9 protein-coding genes and 1 other RNA gene are annotated in these 13,922 nt (G+C 64.4%); 2 read left to right on the top strand and 8 right to left on the bottom strand.

Annotated elements, in window-relative coordinates:
* Positions 1-72 precede the first annotated feature (72 nt).
* Positions 73-3,162 carry an alpha-amylase family glycosyl hydrolase gene (locus DQG19_RS12205; RefSeq protein WP_116126548.1) on the top strand — a complete coding sequence of 1,030 codons (3,090 nt, stop codon included), beginning with the start codon at positions 73-75 and terminating at the stop codon, positions 3,160-3,162.
* 167 nt (positions 3,163-3,329) lie between these two features.
* Here DQG19_RS12205 and ssrA read toward each other — a convergent pair.
* The 4 genes from ssrA to hpf form a co-directional block, all read right to left on the bottom strand.
* Positions 3,330-3,703, bottom strand: a transfer-messenger RNA (tmRNA) gene (gene ssrA, locus DQG19_RS12210).
* A 196-nt stretch (positions 3,704-3,899) separates the two neighbouring features.
* A complete protein-coding gene (locus DQG19_RS12215; protein ID WP_116126549.1) occupies positions 3,900-4,526 on the bottom strand; it encodes a fumarylacetoacetate hydrolase family protein in 627 nt (208 codons plus the stop codon).
* Positions 4,527-4,582: 56 nt separating this feature from the next.
* On the bottom strand, positions 4,583-5,530 hold the full coding sequence (locus DQG19_RS12220) for a phosphoribosylaminoimidazolesuccinocarboxamide synthase (RefSeq protein ID WP_116126550.1): 948 nt from the start codon (positions 5,528-5,530) through the stop codon (positions 4,583-4,585).
* Between the two features lie 91 nt (positions 5,531-5,621).
* A complete protein-coding gene (gene hpf / locus DQG19_RS12225; protein ID WP_116126551.1) occupies positions 5,622-5,921 on the bottom strand; it encodes a ribosome hibernation-promoting factor, HPF/YfiA family in 300 nt (99 codons plus the stop codon).
* 122 nt (positions 5,922-6,043) lie between these two features.
* On the opposite strand from hpf, the gene DQG19_RS12230 reads away from it, so the two are divergent.
* Positions 6,044-6,928 (top strand): alpha/beta fold hydrolase, encoded by an 885-nt coding sequence (locus DQG19_RS12230; RefSeq protein WP_116126552.1) that lies wholly within the window; start codon positions 6,044-6,046, stop codon positions 6,926-6,928.
* Here the strand turns inward: DQG19_RS12230 and DQG19_RS12235 are convergent.
* The 4 genes from DQG19_RS12235 to recQ are packed head-to-tail and all read right to left on the bottom strand — an operon-like array spanning position 6,903 to position 13,904.
* The gene (locus tag DQG19_RS12235) at positions 6,903-10,010 is read right to left on the bottom strand and encodes an AAA family ATPase (protein WP_116126553.1); all 3,108 of its coding nucleotides are present in this window, start codon (positions 10,008-10,010) and stop codon (positions 6,903-6,905) included. The two genes, DQG19_RS12230 and DQG19_RS12235, sit on opposite strands and share 26 nt — an antisense overlap.
* The gene (locus DQG19_RS12240) at positions 10,007-11,263 is read right to left on the bottom strand and encodes an exonuclease SbcCD subunit D C-terminal domain-containing protein (protein WP_116126554.1); all 1,257 of its coding nucleotides are present in this window, start codon (positions 11,261-11,263) and stop codon (positions 10,007-10,009) included. Before DQG19_RS12240 ends, DQG19_RS12235 begins: the two co-directional genes overlap by 4 nt.
* Positions 11,260-11,697, bottom strand: a complete 438-nt coding sequence (locus DQG19_RS12245; protein WP_116126555.1) for a gamma-glutamylcyclotransferase — start codon at positions 11,695-11,697, stop codon at positions 11,260-11,262. The genes DQG19_RS12240 and DQG19_RS12245 overlap by 4 nt, the downstream gene beginning before the upstream one ends.
* Complete coding sequence (gene recQ / locus DQG19_RS12250; protein ID WP_116126556.1) at positions 11,694-13,904, bottom strand: DNA helicase RecQ; 2,211 nt, start codon at positions 13,902-13,904, stop codon at positions 11,694-11,696. Before recQ ends, DQG19_RS12245 begins: the two co-directional genes overlap by 4 nt.
* Between the last annotated feature and the right edge of the window lie 18 nt (positions 13,905-13,922).

A 13,922-nucleotide genomic window follows, 5' to 3' on the forward strand; every position in this document is an offset into this window, starting at 1 on the left:
CGACAAAGCCCTCCGGAAGCCATTCCGGGGGGCTTTTTGCGTTTTATATTTGCCGCCCATTAATGTTCGATCATGCACAACGCCTTACTCTTTATTATCGTGCTGTTTAGCACGACCTCCCTCTTTGCCCAGCTCGTTAGTACGGATCCCGCCGCGCCCCTGGCTAACCAGCCAATGACCATCACCTTCGATGCCAGCGAGGGCTCGCGCGGACTGGAAGACTGCAACTGCGACGTCTACCTCCACACGGGTGTAATTACTTCCGCCAGTACCGGTCCCAGCGACTGGCAGTACGTACAGACGGAGTGGGCCGTAACGAACGACGCGTGGAAACTTTCACCCGTCGACGGCGAGCCAAATAAATACACCTACACCTTCACCCCCAGCGTGCGCGCCTACTTCGGTGTCCCGGAGGGCGAGGAGATACAGCAGATCGCCCTGGTTTTCCGCAACGGGGACGGCGGCCTGCAGGGTAAGACCGAGGGCGGCGGCGACATCTTCGTGGACGTGAACAGCGGCGCAGACTTTGCCGTCAACCTGATGGGCGACCCCGGCGACCGGGCCTACGCGCTGGGCAAGCCCCTGCCGGTCACCGCCGGTGCCACCGAGGCTAGTACCCTCTCCCTCTACGACAACGACAGCCTGCTGACCACCGTCACCGACGGAGACCTGGCTTACGACGTACGGCTGACCACGGCCGGAGAGCACATGATCAAGGTGATCGCTACCGCCGACGGACGGGAAACGGCCGATTCTTTCCGGGTCACCGGCCAACTCATGATCGAACGGACGTCCCCGGCAGCCTCCCTGGTGAGGGCTACGGCCAACACCACCGCCAGGGTAACTGCATCCTCCTACGTGACGGCCGAGCTAACCCTACTGAATGGCGATGCCGTAATCACTACCGCCACCGGCGAGAGCATCACCGAGCAGGTCAGTCTGCCCGCGGCGCCCGTGACCACCTACACCTTCCGGGCGGTCTACCGCGGAGATACGGCCTACACCTCGGCTACGTTCATCACCGGTGACCCGGCCGTTGCGGAGGTACCGGACGACGCGCGGCCCGGAGCCACCCGCACTTCCGACGGCGGTATCCTGCTGCACCTGCGCGCGCCGCGAAAATCCGACGTGTTCGTAGTGGGCAACTTCAACGACTGGACGCCCGTGGCGGCCTCCCGGATGACCCGCTCGCCCAACGATACTTCCTTCTGGCTGAAGATCGAGGCCGGGGATCTCCCGGATAGCGACCTGCTCTACCAGTACGCGATCGACGACCAGGGCCGGTACGCGGACCCCTACAGCACGCTGGTGCTCGATCCCGACGACGACCCCTTTATCGCCCCGGCCACCTTTGCGGGCATTCCGGACTACCCCACGCGGCAGGCCGAAGGCATCGTGACGTGGCTGCGGCTCGACGCGCCGGACTACGCCTGGCAGGTCGAAGACTTCGCGGCACCGGAGGCCGAGGAACTGGTGATCTACGAACTGCTCATCCGTGACTTTATCGCCGCCCACGATTACCAGACGCTGACCGACACCATCGACTACCTGGCGCGACTGGGCGTGAACGCCATCGAACTGCTGCCCGTAAGTGAATTCGAGGGCAACATCAGCTGGGGCTATAACGTGAGCTTCCACATGGCGCTCGACAAGTACTACGGCGCGCCGGAGGGCCTGAAGGCATTCGTCGACGCCGCCCACGCCCGCGGGATCGCGGTAATCCTGGACGTAGTGTACAACCACGCCTTCGGCGAGAGCCCGCTGGTACGCATGTGGCCCGGTGCCCAGGCCTACATTCCCGGCAGCGACAACCCCTACGCTAACGTGATTGCCCGTCACCCCTTCAACGTGGGCTACGACCTCAACCACGAGAGTCCGCTGACGCGGGAGTACGTAAAGACCACCCTCGCCTACTGGCTGGAGGAGTTTCACGTCGACGGCTTCCGCTTCGACCTCAGTAAGGGCTTCACCCAGAAAACCACCACCGACGTCGGCCCGTGGAATGCCTACGACGCATCGCGGGTAGCCATCCTCAAGGACTACGCGGACCACGTCTGGTCGGTATCCGAGGATGCCCACGTGATCATGGAGCACCTGGGCGAGATCCGGGAGGAGAATGAACTGGCCCAGTACGGCCAGGGCATGTACTTCTGGTCGGGCAAGGGCCTGCACGATGCCTACCTGGAAGCCGCCATGGGATATACTACCGGAAACGGATCGAACTTCGGGAGCGTCCTGGCGGAAAACCGGGGCTTTGACCAGCCCAGCCTGGTGGCCTACATGGAGAGTCACGATGAGGAGCGCATGGTCTATAAGAACCTGGAGTTCGGCAATGCCTCCGGTGGCTACAGCACCCGGGACCTGTCCACGGCCCTCGACCGGGTCGAGCTGGCCAGTGCCTTCTTTTACACCCTGCCGGGACCGAAGATGCTCTGGCAGTTCGGGGAGCTGGGCTACGACTACCCCATTAACTACTGCCCCGACGGGCGGGTGGATCAGAGCTGCCGGACGGCGCCCAAGCCCATCGTTTGGGAGTACCGCGACCAGCCGGACCGCCAGGACGTGTACGCGATGATCTCGGACCTGCTGTACGTCCGCAACAATTACGCGTACTTCCACGGCGAGGTTACTGAGTCGGACTTTTCCGGGGAGGTGAAGTATGCGTTCCTCGACAGTGAGGACGGCGCGGCGGCGATCGTCGGCAATTTCGGCGTCACCGGTGCCACCGCTACGCGGGCGGTACCCACGGCCGGTACCTGGTACGACTACTTCAACGGCGAGGAAATGACCTTCGGCAGCACCACCGATATCGACCTCGCTCCCGGAGAGTACCGGGTGTACCTGTCCCAGGCGGTCGACCGCAACGGGGGCCGGCTGTCCACCTCCACCAACGACGCCGCGGTAGCCCGCCTGAACTTTACGGTGAGTCCGAACCCCACGGCGGGGGCGCTGCGGGCGGCCTTCTTCCTCCCCGCCCCCGCGCGGGTGGATGTGGTGCTGTTCGACCTCACGGGCCGGCCGGTCCGCCAGCTGCAGCAGGGCTACCTGCCCGCCGGTCCGCAGCGGGTCGAAACCCAGGTCGCTGACCTGCCCGCGGGTACCTACTTCCTGCGCATTACGGACGGCACGCAGTCGGCGGTGCGGCCGGTGGTGGTGCGGTAATCGCTGACGACGCTCTGTGAGGATTGGACGCCCCGGTACTGTTTTTGGTGCCGGGGCGTCTTGGTTATGGGGCTAGTATTTGATTAAACCCCAAACAAAAAAGCCCCGGCGTTCGCAAGAACGTCGGGGCTTAGGACCGTCCGCAGCGGGAAGACCGCGGAGGGGTTTTGTGGAGGCGGCGAGATTCGAACTCGCGTCCAGCGAAAGCGCAAGGCAGCTTTCTACATGCTTATTTACCAATCGAATTTTCGAGCACCGGGTAAGTCTGGTAACCCACTCATTCGGTGCCTTAGATCCTTAATCTCGCCATTGACTCAGATCAGGGTCAACAGCCAGCCCGAGGGGGTGATGATATGCGGCGCAGTGTGTATCAGGCGTCAACCACGCGGCACATTAATGACAGCTAAACTGAGTTTAGGCTGCCATAGCATAGCTGGGAGTGCCAACTAAAGGGTAGATCGTTATTTTTTACGGAGTAACCAATCATGCTCCGGCATGCTTACTACAAAGCTTACTTCCCTGTCGATTCCGGTACGCCCCCGTTGGGACTCGACACTCCGGAGGGAATGCCGACCTTATGGTGATTAACGCCTGGGGGATTGGGTTAGTTCTATGTGAGTTGTTGATTCTTGAGTCTTTGAGTTGTTGGTTTGTTGCGGTGCTCGTGTTACTCGCTCGCCAACGGAAAAGGGGCAATCAACCCATCATTCCTTTAATCCATCACCCCCTGCCCCTTCCTACTTCACCCGGGTCCGGAACATCTCCCGCTTACCCTCCGCCGAAAACAGGTAGCCTACCAGCTCGTCGCCCTGAGCCAGGGCCCCTACCCCCTCCGGCGTACCGGTGAAGAGCAGGTCGCCCTTCTGGAGGCGGAAATACTGGCTCACGTAGCAGATCAGCTCGGTGATCGGAAAGATCATGTTGCGGCTGTGACCGTGTTGTACCTCGGTGCCGTTCTTCTCGAGGCTGAATTCAATGTCGTTCAGGTCGGAAAACGCGTCCGGGGAGAGGAAGTCGGCGGAGAGCGGGGCCGAGTCGTCAAAGCCCTTGGCGATCTCCCAGGGGTGCCCCTCCTCCTTGCACCGCTGCTGCAGGTCGCGGGCCGTGAGGTCGAGGCCCAGGCCGATGCTGTCGACGTAGTTCCTCGCGAACTCTGGTTCTACGTGGCGGCCGTTCTTGGCGATCTTCACTACCACCTCCACTTCGTAGTGGATATCGGAACTGAATTCGGGGTAAAAGAAGGGCTTGTTGTTCGGCAGGATGGCTGTGCCCGGCTTCAGAAAAACGATGGGCTGATCCGGGCGGGCGTTGCCGAGCTCGGCGGCGTGGGCGGCGTAGTTGCGACCGATGCAGATGATCTTCATAAGAGTGGGAGACTAGGGACTAAGGGACTCGGGACGTAGGGACATGGGACTTAGGACTACTTGGTGGCCCAGGAGGTCGATTCAAGATTAGTGCGGATGCGGCCTTCGATGTCAAAGGTGTCGGCGGGCTGGAAGGTTTTACCGGTGATGCGCTCGTAGAGTTCGGTGTAGCGCTGGGTGACGCGGTCGACGAATTCATCGGGCATTTCCGGCATGGTTTGTCCGTCCAGGCCGCGGAAGTCGTGCTCCATGAGCCACTCGCGCACGAACTCCTTGCTGAGTTGCTTTTGGTGTTCGCCCCTTTCCTGCCGCTGCGCGTAGCCCTCGGCGTAAAAGTAGCGGCTGGAATCGGGGGTGTGGATCTCGTCGATGAGGTAGATCTCTCCGTCCAGCAAGCCAAATTCGTACTTGGTATCGACCAGGATCAGCCCCCGCTCGGCCGCCATGGCCGTACCGCGCGCGAAGAGGCGGCGGGTAAAGTTCTCCAGTTTAGCGTAGGTCACGGCGTCGACGATGCCCCGCTCGAGGATGGCTTCCCGGCTGATGTCCTCGTCGTGGCCCTCTTCGGCCTTGGTCGCCGGCGTGATGATGGGTTCCGGAAAGGCGTCGGCCTCGCGCATCCCCTCCGGGAGGGTGACGCCGCAGAGCTCGCGGCCGCCGTCGCGGTACACCCGCCAGCCGTGGCCCACCAGGTAGCCGCGGATGACCATCTCGATGGGGATGGGTTGGCATGCCTTGCCTACGGCCACGTTGGGGTCGGGGTTGGATTCCAGCCAGTTGGGGCAGATGTCGCGGGTACTCTCCAGAAAGTGGGCGGCGATCTGGTTCAGGATCTGCCCCTTGTGCGGGATGGCGCGGGGCAGCACGTGGTCGAAGGAACTGATGCGGTCGCTGGCCACCATGAGCAGGCGGTCGCCGCGGCGGTAGACGTCGCGGACCTTGCCGCGGTACAGCTCGGCCGGGGAGTCGAAGGTGAAATTGGTTTCGCGGAGGGCTTCGGCCATGGGGCGGGAGTTTGGGGCAATATTACGGGTTTTACCCACGAAAAAGGCCCGACCGAATCCGGCCGGGCCTTCCCCGTAGCGATACGATCGCTCAGGCGTGATTGGTATGCTTGCTCTTGTGCTTGCGAATCTGCCGGCGCAGGGCCTCGGTCACTTCGGCGGTGGCCCGCTCGATGCTCTCGTCGGTATGGGTGGCGAAGAGGTCATTCCCGGGAATAGCCAGGCGAATTTCCACGGTGTGTCCGTTGGCGGCACTCCCGTCATCCTCCTTGATGAATACTTCGGCACGCTCGATGCGGTCGTAGTAGGTTTCTAGCTTATTGACCTTCTCGTTGATAACTTCGGTGGTGGCGTCCGACAGCTCGGATGACTTGTGGATGATAACCTGCATGGTTGCTTGATTTTGGTGATGTAATATGCGTAAGCTACTAAGAGCCTACCTTGCGGCCGCCTTGGGCGACCGCCGCCCTTGTCTAACCTCCCGGCCGCCCTTTTCGTTCGCCCTTTGCGCCCATGACCGACCCCCGCCTCTCCTTTATCGCGCTCGCCGGCCACCGCATCGCCACCCTCTCCTACCCCAACCCCGCGGCCACCCGCCCCCCGGTCGTGTGGATCCACGGGCTTACGGCCAGCGTACGCTTCTGGGAAATGGGGATGTACCCCGAGCTCGCCGCGGAGCGCAGCTGGTACTCGGTCAGCTTGCCCCTTCACCACCCCAGCAGCTATTCGGGCCCCTTCACCGACGCTACCCTAGACGAATATGTTCTGGCCGACCTGGTGCGCGCCGCCGTCACCGATGTCCTTCCCGAAGGAAAATTTCACTTGGTAGGCTACTCCCTGGGCGGCTTCGCCTGCCTCAACTACGCCGCCAAGTTTCCGGAGCGGGTCCTCTCGGTCGTCAGCGTCGGCGGCTTCGTCACCGGCCGGGCCAGGGGGTTGGAGGCGGTCCTGCAGTTTTTGGCCCGGGGCGAACTGATCCGGCGGGCGATGTTCCACACGAGCTGGTGGATCCTGCAGCGCCACGTCTTCTTCCTCAAACTGGCCACTATCTTCTACGCCCGCCGCTGGCGACGACTGCTCGCCTACCCTCCCCTTGACCCCACCCTGCGCGACATCTTCCCGGACGTGCGCCGCCACCCGGTTGCCGGACAACGCCACATGTTCCGCTACCTGCTCGATATGGACCTCCTGGACGAGATCGAGAACATCCACACCCCCACCCTGGTGATCGCCGGTGACCGCGACCCCATCATTCCCTACCCTCACCAGCGCGAATATGCCGCCCGACTGCCGCGGGGTGAATTTCTCAGCCTCGAGGGCGTGGGCCACGTGGCCTTTGCCGAGGCGCCCCGGGCCTTCAAGGATGCGGTGCTTAGGTGGCTAGCTCGATTCGACTGAATCCGTCGCCCACGGGCTCCAGCCGGATCTGGCAGTGGATCCGCTCACGCAGCTGCTGCACGTGACTGATGATGCCGATGGTTTTCCCCCGGGCGCGCAGCTGCTCCAGGGTCGCCATGGCCTGATCGAGCGTCTTGCCGTCCAGGGTACCGAAACCCTCGTCGATGAACAAGGACTGTATCAGTTGCCGCCCGCCCGCCAGGTCCGCCAGGGCCAGCGCCAGTGCGAGGCTCACGAGAAAGCTTTCGCCGCCACTGAGGGTCGACATCGTCCGGCGGTTGTCGTTCATATAGGTATCGATGATCTCCAGCTCCAGCTCCTCCTTCTCGCCGGGGGCAGGGGGCGCGTAGACCATCCGGTAGCGGGGGTTAATGGTAGCCAGGTGATCGTTACCCAGCCGCACGAGCCGCTGCAGGGTGATGCTCTGGGCGAAGCTGCGGAACTTCTTCCCGTCGGCCGATCCGATCAGGTCGTTCAGGCGGGCCCAGCGGTCGCGTTCTTTTTCCAGTCCGCCCAGCTGCTCGTTGAGCGCCTCCAGTTTCTGGATGCGCGCGTCGTCCTGCTTGACGAGTTCTTCCAGTTTTCCAATGCGCCGGTTGGCCTCGTCCTGTTCTTCTCCCAGGCGTTCGACGTGGCGTCGTACCTCCGCTTCCGGTTCGAGGCCCGTGAGGTGGCTACGGGCCGTATCCAGCTCGTCGCTTACCTGGGCCGCCAGGGCCCGGGCGGTGTCCCGCTCCCGGATGGCCAGATCGATTCGCTGCCGCACCGCCTGTGTTTCGGCGGGGTCCAGCAACTGGCCGCGGGCGGACGGACAATCCAGGCCGAAGGGAAGCAGCGCCTCCTGGAGGTCGGCGCGCACCCCGGTCAGCTCGCCCTCGGCGGCAGTCAGCCGTTCGCGCAGGAGACTTTCACGCTCCCCGAGCGAGGCCCGGCGGGTACGGAGTTGCTGGATCGAGGCTTCCGCCGCACCTGCGGCCTCGCGAAGTTGCTCCTCGCGTTCCCGGAACTTCCGGCGGCACTCGGCGCTGCTATGCTCGCCGATCAACGCCTGCTTTTCGGCCGTGGTATCCCGTACCTGCCGGTCCAGGGTCGCTAGTTCGCCCGCGGCGGTGGCGACCTCTGCGTTCAGTTTTTCTCCCTGCTTATGCAGGTTGGCGAGTTCTGTTTCCGCGGCGCTCAGCCGGGGCAGCAGGGGCCGTAGCTTGCGCAATTGCTCCAGCCGTTCCCGGTCGGCGGGAAGCGACCGCCCCAGGTCGTCGCGGGCGGTTTCCAGCTCACCGGCCGGTTGGGCCGGCGGGTCGCCGAGGGCGGTTATTTGCTCGGCGAGGTCGGCGGCGGCACTTCGCGCGAGGGACGTCCGCCGTTCCAGGTCCTGTTCGCCGCGCCCGGCGGAGGTGTAGGCATTGTCCCGGTCGGTGAGGTGGTTTTGGGCGCCGGTAAGCTGGCGGATGAGGGCATCCGCTTCGTCCCCTTCGGGCAATCCGCCGCCGGCGTACGGGTGGTGTACGGCACCGCAGAGCGGACACGGCTCCCCGTCCGTCAGTCGGCCGCGGTGGCTTTCCAGGCTGGCCCGGAGTTTGGCATTTTCCACTTTCGTACGTAGCAGGTCGACCTGCGTTTCCGCCAGCTTCAGTTCCCCGGCGAGCCGCTCGCGGGCTTGGCGCGCTTTGCTGAGTTCTTCCTCGAGGCCGGCAGCTTCCGCTTTCCGGGCGCGCAGGCGTTCGTCGAGGCGGTGGTAGTCCAGGGCCTTCTCCACCTGCCGCAGCCTCGCTTCCCGAACGGGTATGCCTTCCTCCAGCGTCCGCGTCTGTTCCTCGATCGCGTCGGCAGTGAGGCCGCCCAGGGTCCGTCGGAAATCTTCGATTTGCTGTTCGGCAGCAGCGACCTCCCGTGCCACTTGCTGGCGGTTCCGCAGGTGCCGTGCGGACTCCCGGCTAACGCGCTCACGGTCGTGGTTCAGCGTTCCAATGCGTTTTTCCAGGTCTTCGGCCGCGTTGAGCTTGCGTTCCCGTTCGGGCGCTTTGGCCTGGAAGTCGGCTTCGCGCTGCCGTAGCCGGTCCAGTTGGGCGTTCGCCGCGGTGGCCTCCCCGTCTACCCCCTGCAGTTCACGGAGGGTACCAGCGTGCTGCTGGCGGGTTTCCGTGACGGCGGTCGCGAGCTGCCGCTCCCGGTTCAGGGCGGCACGGTGGGGTTCCAGGTCGTCGCTGTGCTGCAGCCGCTCCCGGTCGGGGATAAGGGACTCCCAGTTTTCAGTCGCCGATCGCAGCCGCTCGGCCAGTGCCGCCTGGCGGGCTTCCAGCTGCTGCACGGTGGTATAGTGGCCCAGCTGAGCATTCCGCAGGGTAAGCTCCGTACGGACTTCGCCTACGGCCGCTACCGCCGCGCTCAGGTCCGCGTCGAGCGCCCGCCGCTCCTCGGCGGGCAGGGGCAGGGCATCTTCCAGGGCCTGGGTGGCCCGATCCAGCGCTTCCTGCGCCAGCTTGTGGCGGCGGAAGGCTCCCACGCTCAGCTGCCGGTAGATTTCCGTGCCGGTGATCTGCTCCAGGATGGCGGATTTATCGCCGGCATCCGACTTGAGGAAGCGATCGAACGCCCCCTGGGTCAGCATCACGGAACGCACAAAACGTTCGTAGTTTAGCCCGACGATCTCCTCCGTACGGCGGGCCACCTTCTTTTTCTTCGTGGCCAGTATCTCGAAGGTCTCCGTGGCGGGATCGTACTTGCTGATCTCGTGCTGGCTGGCCACCAGGTTGCCCGTGGGCTTGCGGTGGGCGCGGTGCCGGCGCCAAACGCTGCGGTAGCGCCCGGTGGCCGTTACGTATTCCAGTTCGGCCCGGCACTCGCCCGTGCCGTGCGACATGACCGAATTGACGCCGTCCACGCGGTCCGTTTCCTTCTTGTTCCGCTCCGTCTGCCCGTAGAGGGCCAGGGTGATGGCATCGAGGATGGTGGTCTTGCCGGCGCCAGTAGGCCCCACGATGGCATAAAGCGGATTATCGGAAAGCGGGGGTTCCGTAAAGTCAATGGTATGCTCGCCCTTGAGCGAGTTGAGGTTCAGCATGCCGATCCGCAGTATCCTCATAGCTCTTCCTGTTCCTGTACCCAGCTGTAGAGGTCCGCAAAGTCCGCCGCCAGGTCCGCCCGCGCCGCGGCCGTCACCTCCTGCCGCGCGCAGAGCTGTCCGAATACGTCGGTAGGAAGCAACTCATCGAGCTGGCGGATATCGTCCGGAGCGCCGGCATCGGCGCGCGGGGTGAGCCGTTCGGTACTGATGCGCAGCAGTTCTACCGCCGGGCGTCCGTCGGAGGTAGGCTGCGCTTCACGGATCACGCGGTCGAGTTTCTCGCGCAGATTCGGGATGGCCACGTCGGTACGTACGCGCACCTCCGCCCAGGGGCGCAGGCCTTCCCCGGTGGCCGCAGCCGCGGCGTGTTGCAGTCCGGCCTTCACCTCCTCCAGTGGGGCGTGCAGCCGTACGAGGGTGCGCTGGGTCGGCACTCCGATCTTGCGGGTGACGACCGGGCTGCCGGCCGGACCGAGCTCGACAAGGCAAACGCTGCGGGCGGCCTGCCCCTCTACGAAAGTGAGCGGCAGCAGGCTACCGGAGTACCGGACATGATCGAAGGTGCCTACATGTTGCGCGCGGTGCACGTGGCCCAGGGCAACGTAGTCGAAGCAGCTGGGAAAATGAGCGGCGGCGATGTTTTGCTCGTCGGCCTGGTAGATGTACGAATTCTTCTCCTCGCTGTCGGTGGCACCGGCCGCGAAAAGGTGCCCCGTGGCCACGATGGGCGCACTGGGGTCGGCGCGCTGCTCTTCCGCGGCCGCCGCGATATCGACAAAGTGCTGCCGGATGCCCTCCCGGAGCCGGTCGAGGCGGTCGGTGCTGCTCTCCCCGAACTGGGACGTACGCAGGTCGCGCTCGCGCAGGTAGGGTACGGCCGCCACTACCACCTGGCCCGTTCCGCATTCCAGGGAAAAGACGCGCTCGCCCGCCGGAGCGCCGGCCGCACCGACTACGTGCAACCGCAATTGCCGCAACAGCCCCCGGGGGGCGTCCAGCAAGCCGGGACTGTCGTGGTTACCGCCCACAATGACGGCGGCGGCGCAACCGGTCCGCACGAGGCGGGCCAGGAAGTCGTAGTAGAGTTCCTTCGCCTGGTTAGAGGGATTGGTAACGTCGAAAACGTCTCCCGCCACGATCAACAGGTCCACCGCTTCGGCTTCCACCGTCTTCAGTAGCCAGTTCAGCGCACCGCGGTGCTCGGGGGTGCGGTCGCGGTCGTAGAGACGGTGCCCCAGGTGCCAGTCTGCCGTATGCAGGATTCGTATCACTCGTTGCCGGTGAATTTGCGGTGGGCAGGATTATTGCGGTAGAAGGGGGGGTAATCGCCGTGGGGTATTTCGGTCTTCCCGGCGTGCGGCAGCTGGTAGGCGTAGGTGCGGGCGCGGAATTTACCGCCACCGGCCACCTGGACGTCGATCTCCACCTTCCCGTACTCTTCCGTGGCCAGGCCGGAAACGCCCTCATAGGCATCGAGGAGCTGCCAGGTTTCCTCGGCCTGGTCGGCGTTGATGCGGTACAGTTCGCCGGTGGTCTTGCCGCTGCCCCGCACGAATCCCGGGTACCCGCCCAGGTCGATAAGGTGGCCGGCGGTCGTGGCCTTGCCCACCAGCGCCGCCCGGCGGCGCAGGAACTTGCTCATACTGGAGGGAATGTCGCTGCGGAGGGTTCCGTAGACGAAGAGGTAGTGGCCGGCATCGCTCATGAGGCGTTACTTAGGGGGTGAAGGCTGCGGTACGCGTCGACCAGGTCGAGGTGGTAGTAGGTGACGACCCCTTCCTGGTGATGTTCGGCAATGTACGCCAGTAGGTCCTTTCGGCCGGCATCCGCGGGCGCGGCGCGGCGGGCCTCGTCGATCCAGTCGATGGTCGCGCCGGGGAGCAGGTCGGCGATGGCCAGGTCGTTGCCCTCCCGGCAGGCCTGGACGAGGTGGGCAAAGACCGTAGCGGTCTTGATGCCGCGCTCGCGTGCGATCTCCCGCACGTCGCTCCCCTGCTGGTGAGCGGCGTAGGTGACCAGGTGGCTGGGGGTATCCCCGTGGCGTTCGCGGTCCCGGGCGCGGCGCGCTTTCCGGTCGCCGGTCTGAGCAGCTGATGCAGCGGGAGCGGCATCGTCGCCGGCGAAGTCCCGGATGGCCTGCAGGAAGTGATCGCCGAAGCGGGCCAGCTTCACCTCTCCTACCCCGTTGACGCGGGCCAGTGCTCGGGGATTGGCGGGGGCGGCGGCGGCCATCTCCTCGAGGGTCTTGTCGGAAAAGATCAAATACGGGGGGATGGCCGCCTCGCGGGCCAGCCCGCGCCGCACCTCGCGCAGGGCCTCGAACAGGCTGCCGCGGCTGCGGGGGGCGGAGGCCCGCTTGGCCGTATTGGCGTCTTCCTGCTTCTTCCGGTCGCGGATCGTCTGGAACTTGACGAGCTCCACTTTCTCGTTTTCGAACAGCACCCGCCGCGCGGCCGGGGCGAGCCGCAGCTTGTTGTAGTCTTCGTGCGCCACGTACAGGTAGCCGAGGCTGATCAGCTGGTTGAAGTACTGGTTCCAGTCGTAGGTGGACAGATCGCGACCGGCCCCGTAGGTTTTTACCTGGTCGTAGCCCTGCTTGCGGATGTCCTGCCGGCTGGAGCCCCGTAACACATCGATGGCCATCCCGATACCGACCGACTGCTGGAGGCGGGCCACGGCACTGAGTGCCTTCTGGGCAAGGACGGTACCGTCGAACCGTTCGGGCGGATTGGCGCATACGTCGCAGTTTCCGCAGTTGTCGCCGTGGTCTTCGCTGAAGTAGTTCAGCAAGATGCGCCGGCGGCAGGCCAAGCTCTCGGCGTACTCCTTCATGCGCTCCAGTTTGGCCAGCTGGATCTCCGTATTGCCGCCCCCGGAGATCATGTCCTTGAGGGTGGTATAATCGTTATACGAGTAAAACAGGAGAGTATCCGCCTTGGCCCCGTCGCGGCCCGCCCGACCGATCTCCTGGTAGTAGTTCTCCAGGTTCTTGGGCATGGTGTAGTGAATCACCCAGCGCACGTTGCTCTTGTCGATGCCCATGCCGAAGGCGATGGTGGCGCAGACGATGAGCGTTTTGTCGTTGATGAAGTCGCCCTGCACCTCCGCGCGCCGGTCGGCGGACAGGCCCGCGTGGTAGGCTTCGGCGTTGTAGCCGGCCTCACGGAGTTTCTCGGCCAGTTGCTCGGTCTGTTTGCGGCTGAGGCAGTAGACGATGCCGGCCTGGTTGGGCCGCTCCCGGATGAAGCGGACGATCTGTTCGCGGCGTTTCTGGCCTGGACGCACCTCCAGGCTCAAGTTGGGCCGGTTGAAGGAGGCGATAAACTGCTGGGCGTCGGGGATGCCCAGTTGGGCGGCCATGTCGCGGCGGGTCAGGCGGTCGGCGGTAGCCGTCAGGGCCAGGACGGGCACCTTCGGAAAGGCCGTTTTGAGTTGGCGCAGCTGGGTATACTCCGGGCGGAAATCGTGCCCCCAGGCCGAGATACAGTGGGCCTCGTCGATGGCGAACAGGCATACCCGCCGGCGCCTGAGGAAGGTGAAGAAACCGGGGGACAGCAGTTTCTCGGGGCTCACGTACAGCAGGTGCAGTTCGCCGTTCTCGTAGGCCTGCTCCACGCCGTGACTCTCCGTGCCGCGCTGGCTGCTGTTGAGGTAGGCCGCCCGGATACCCACGGCATTGAGGCCGTCCACCTGGTCCTTCATGAGGGAGATGAGGGGGCTGACGACCACGGCCGTTCCGGTCATGGTTACCGCGGGGATCTGAAAGCACATCGACTTGCCGCCGCCGGTGGGCATGAGCACGATGCCGTCCTGCCCGTCGTACACGTGCTCGATGATCGACAGCTGCAGGGGCCGGAAATCAGCGTAGCCAAAGTACTTTTTAAGGGCCGCGCGGGCCTTAGCGGAGGTCATACGTTCTCTTTGTGGTGG

It is taken from the genome of Lewinella sp. IMCC34183 (assembly GCF_003390915.1).
Taxonomy (GTDB): Bacteria; Bacteroidota; Bacteroidia; order Chitinophagales; family Saprospiraceae; genus Neolewinella.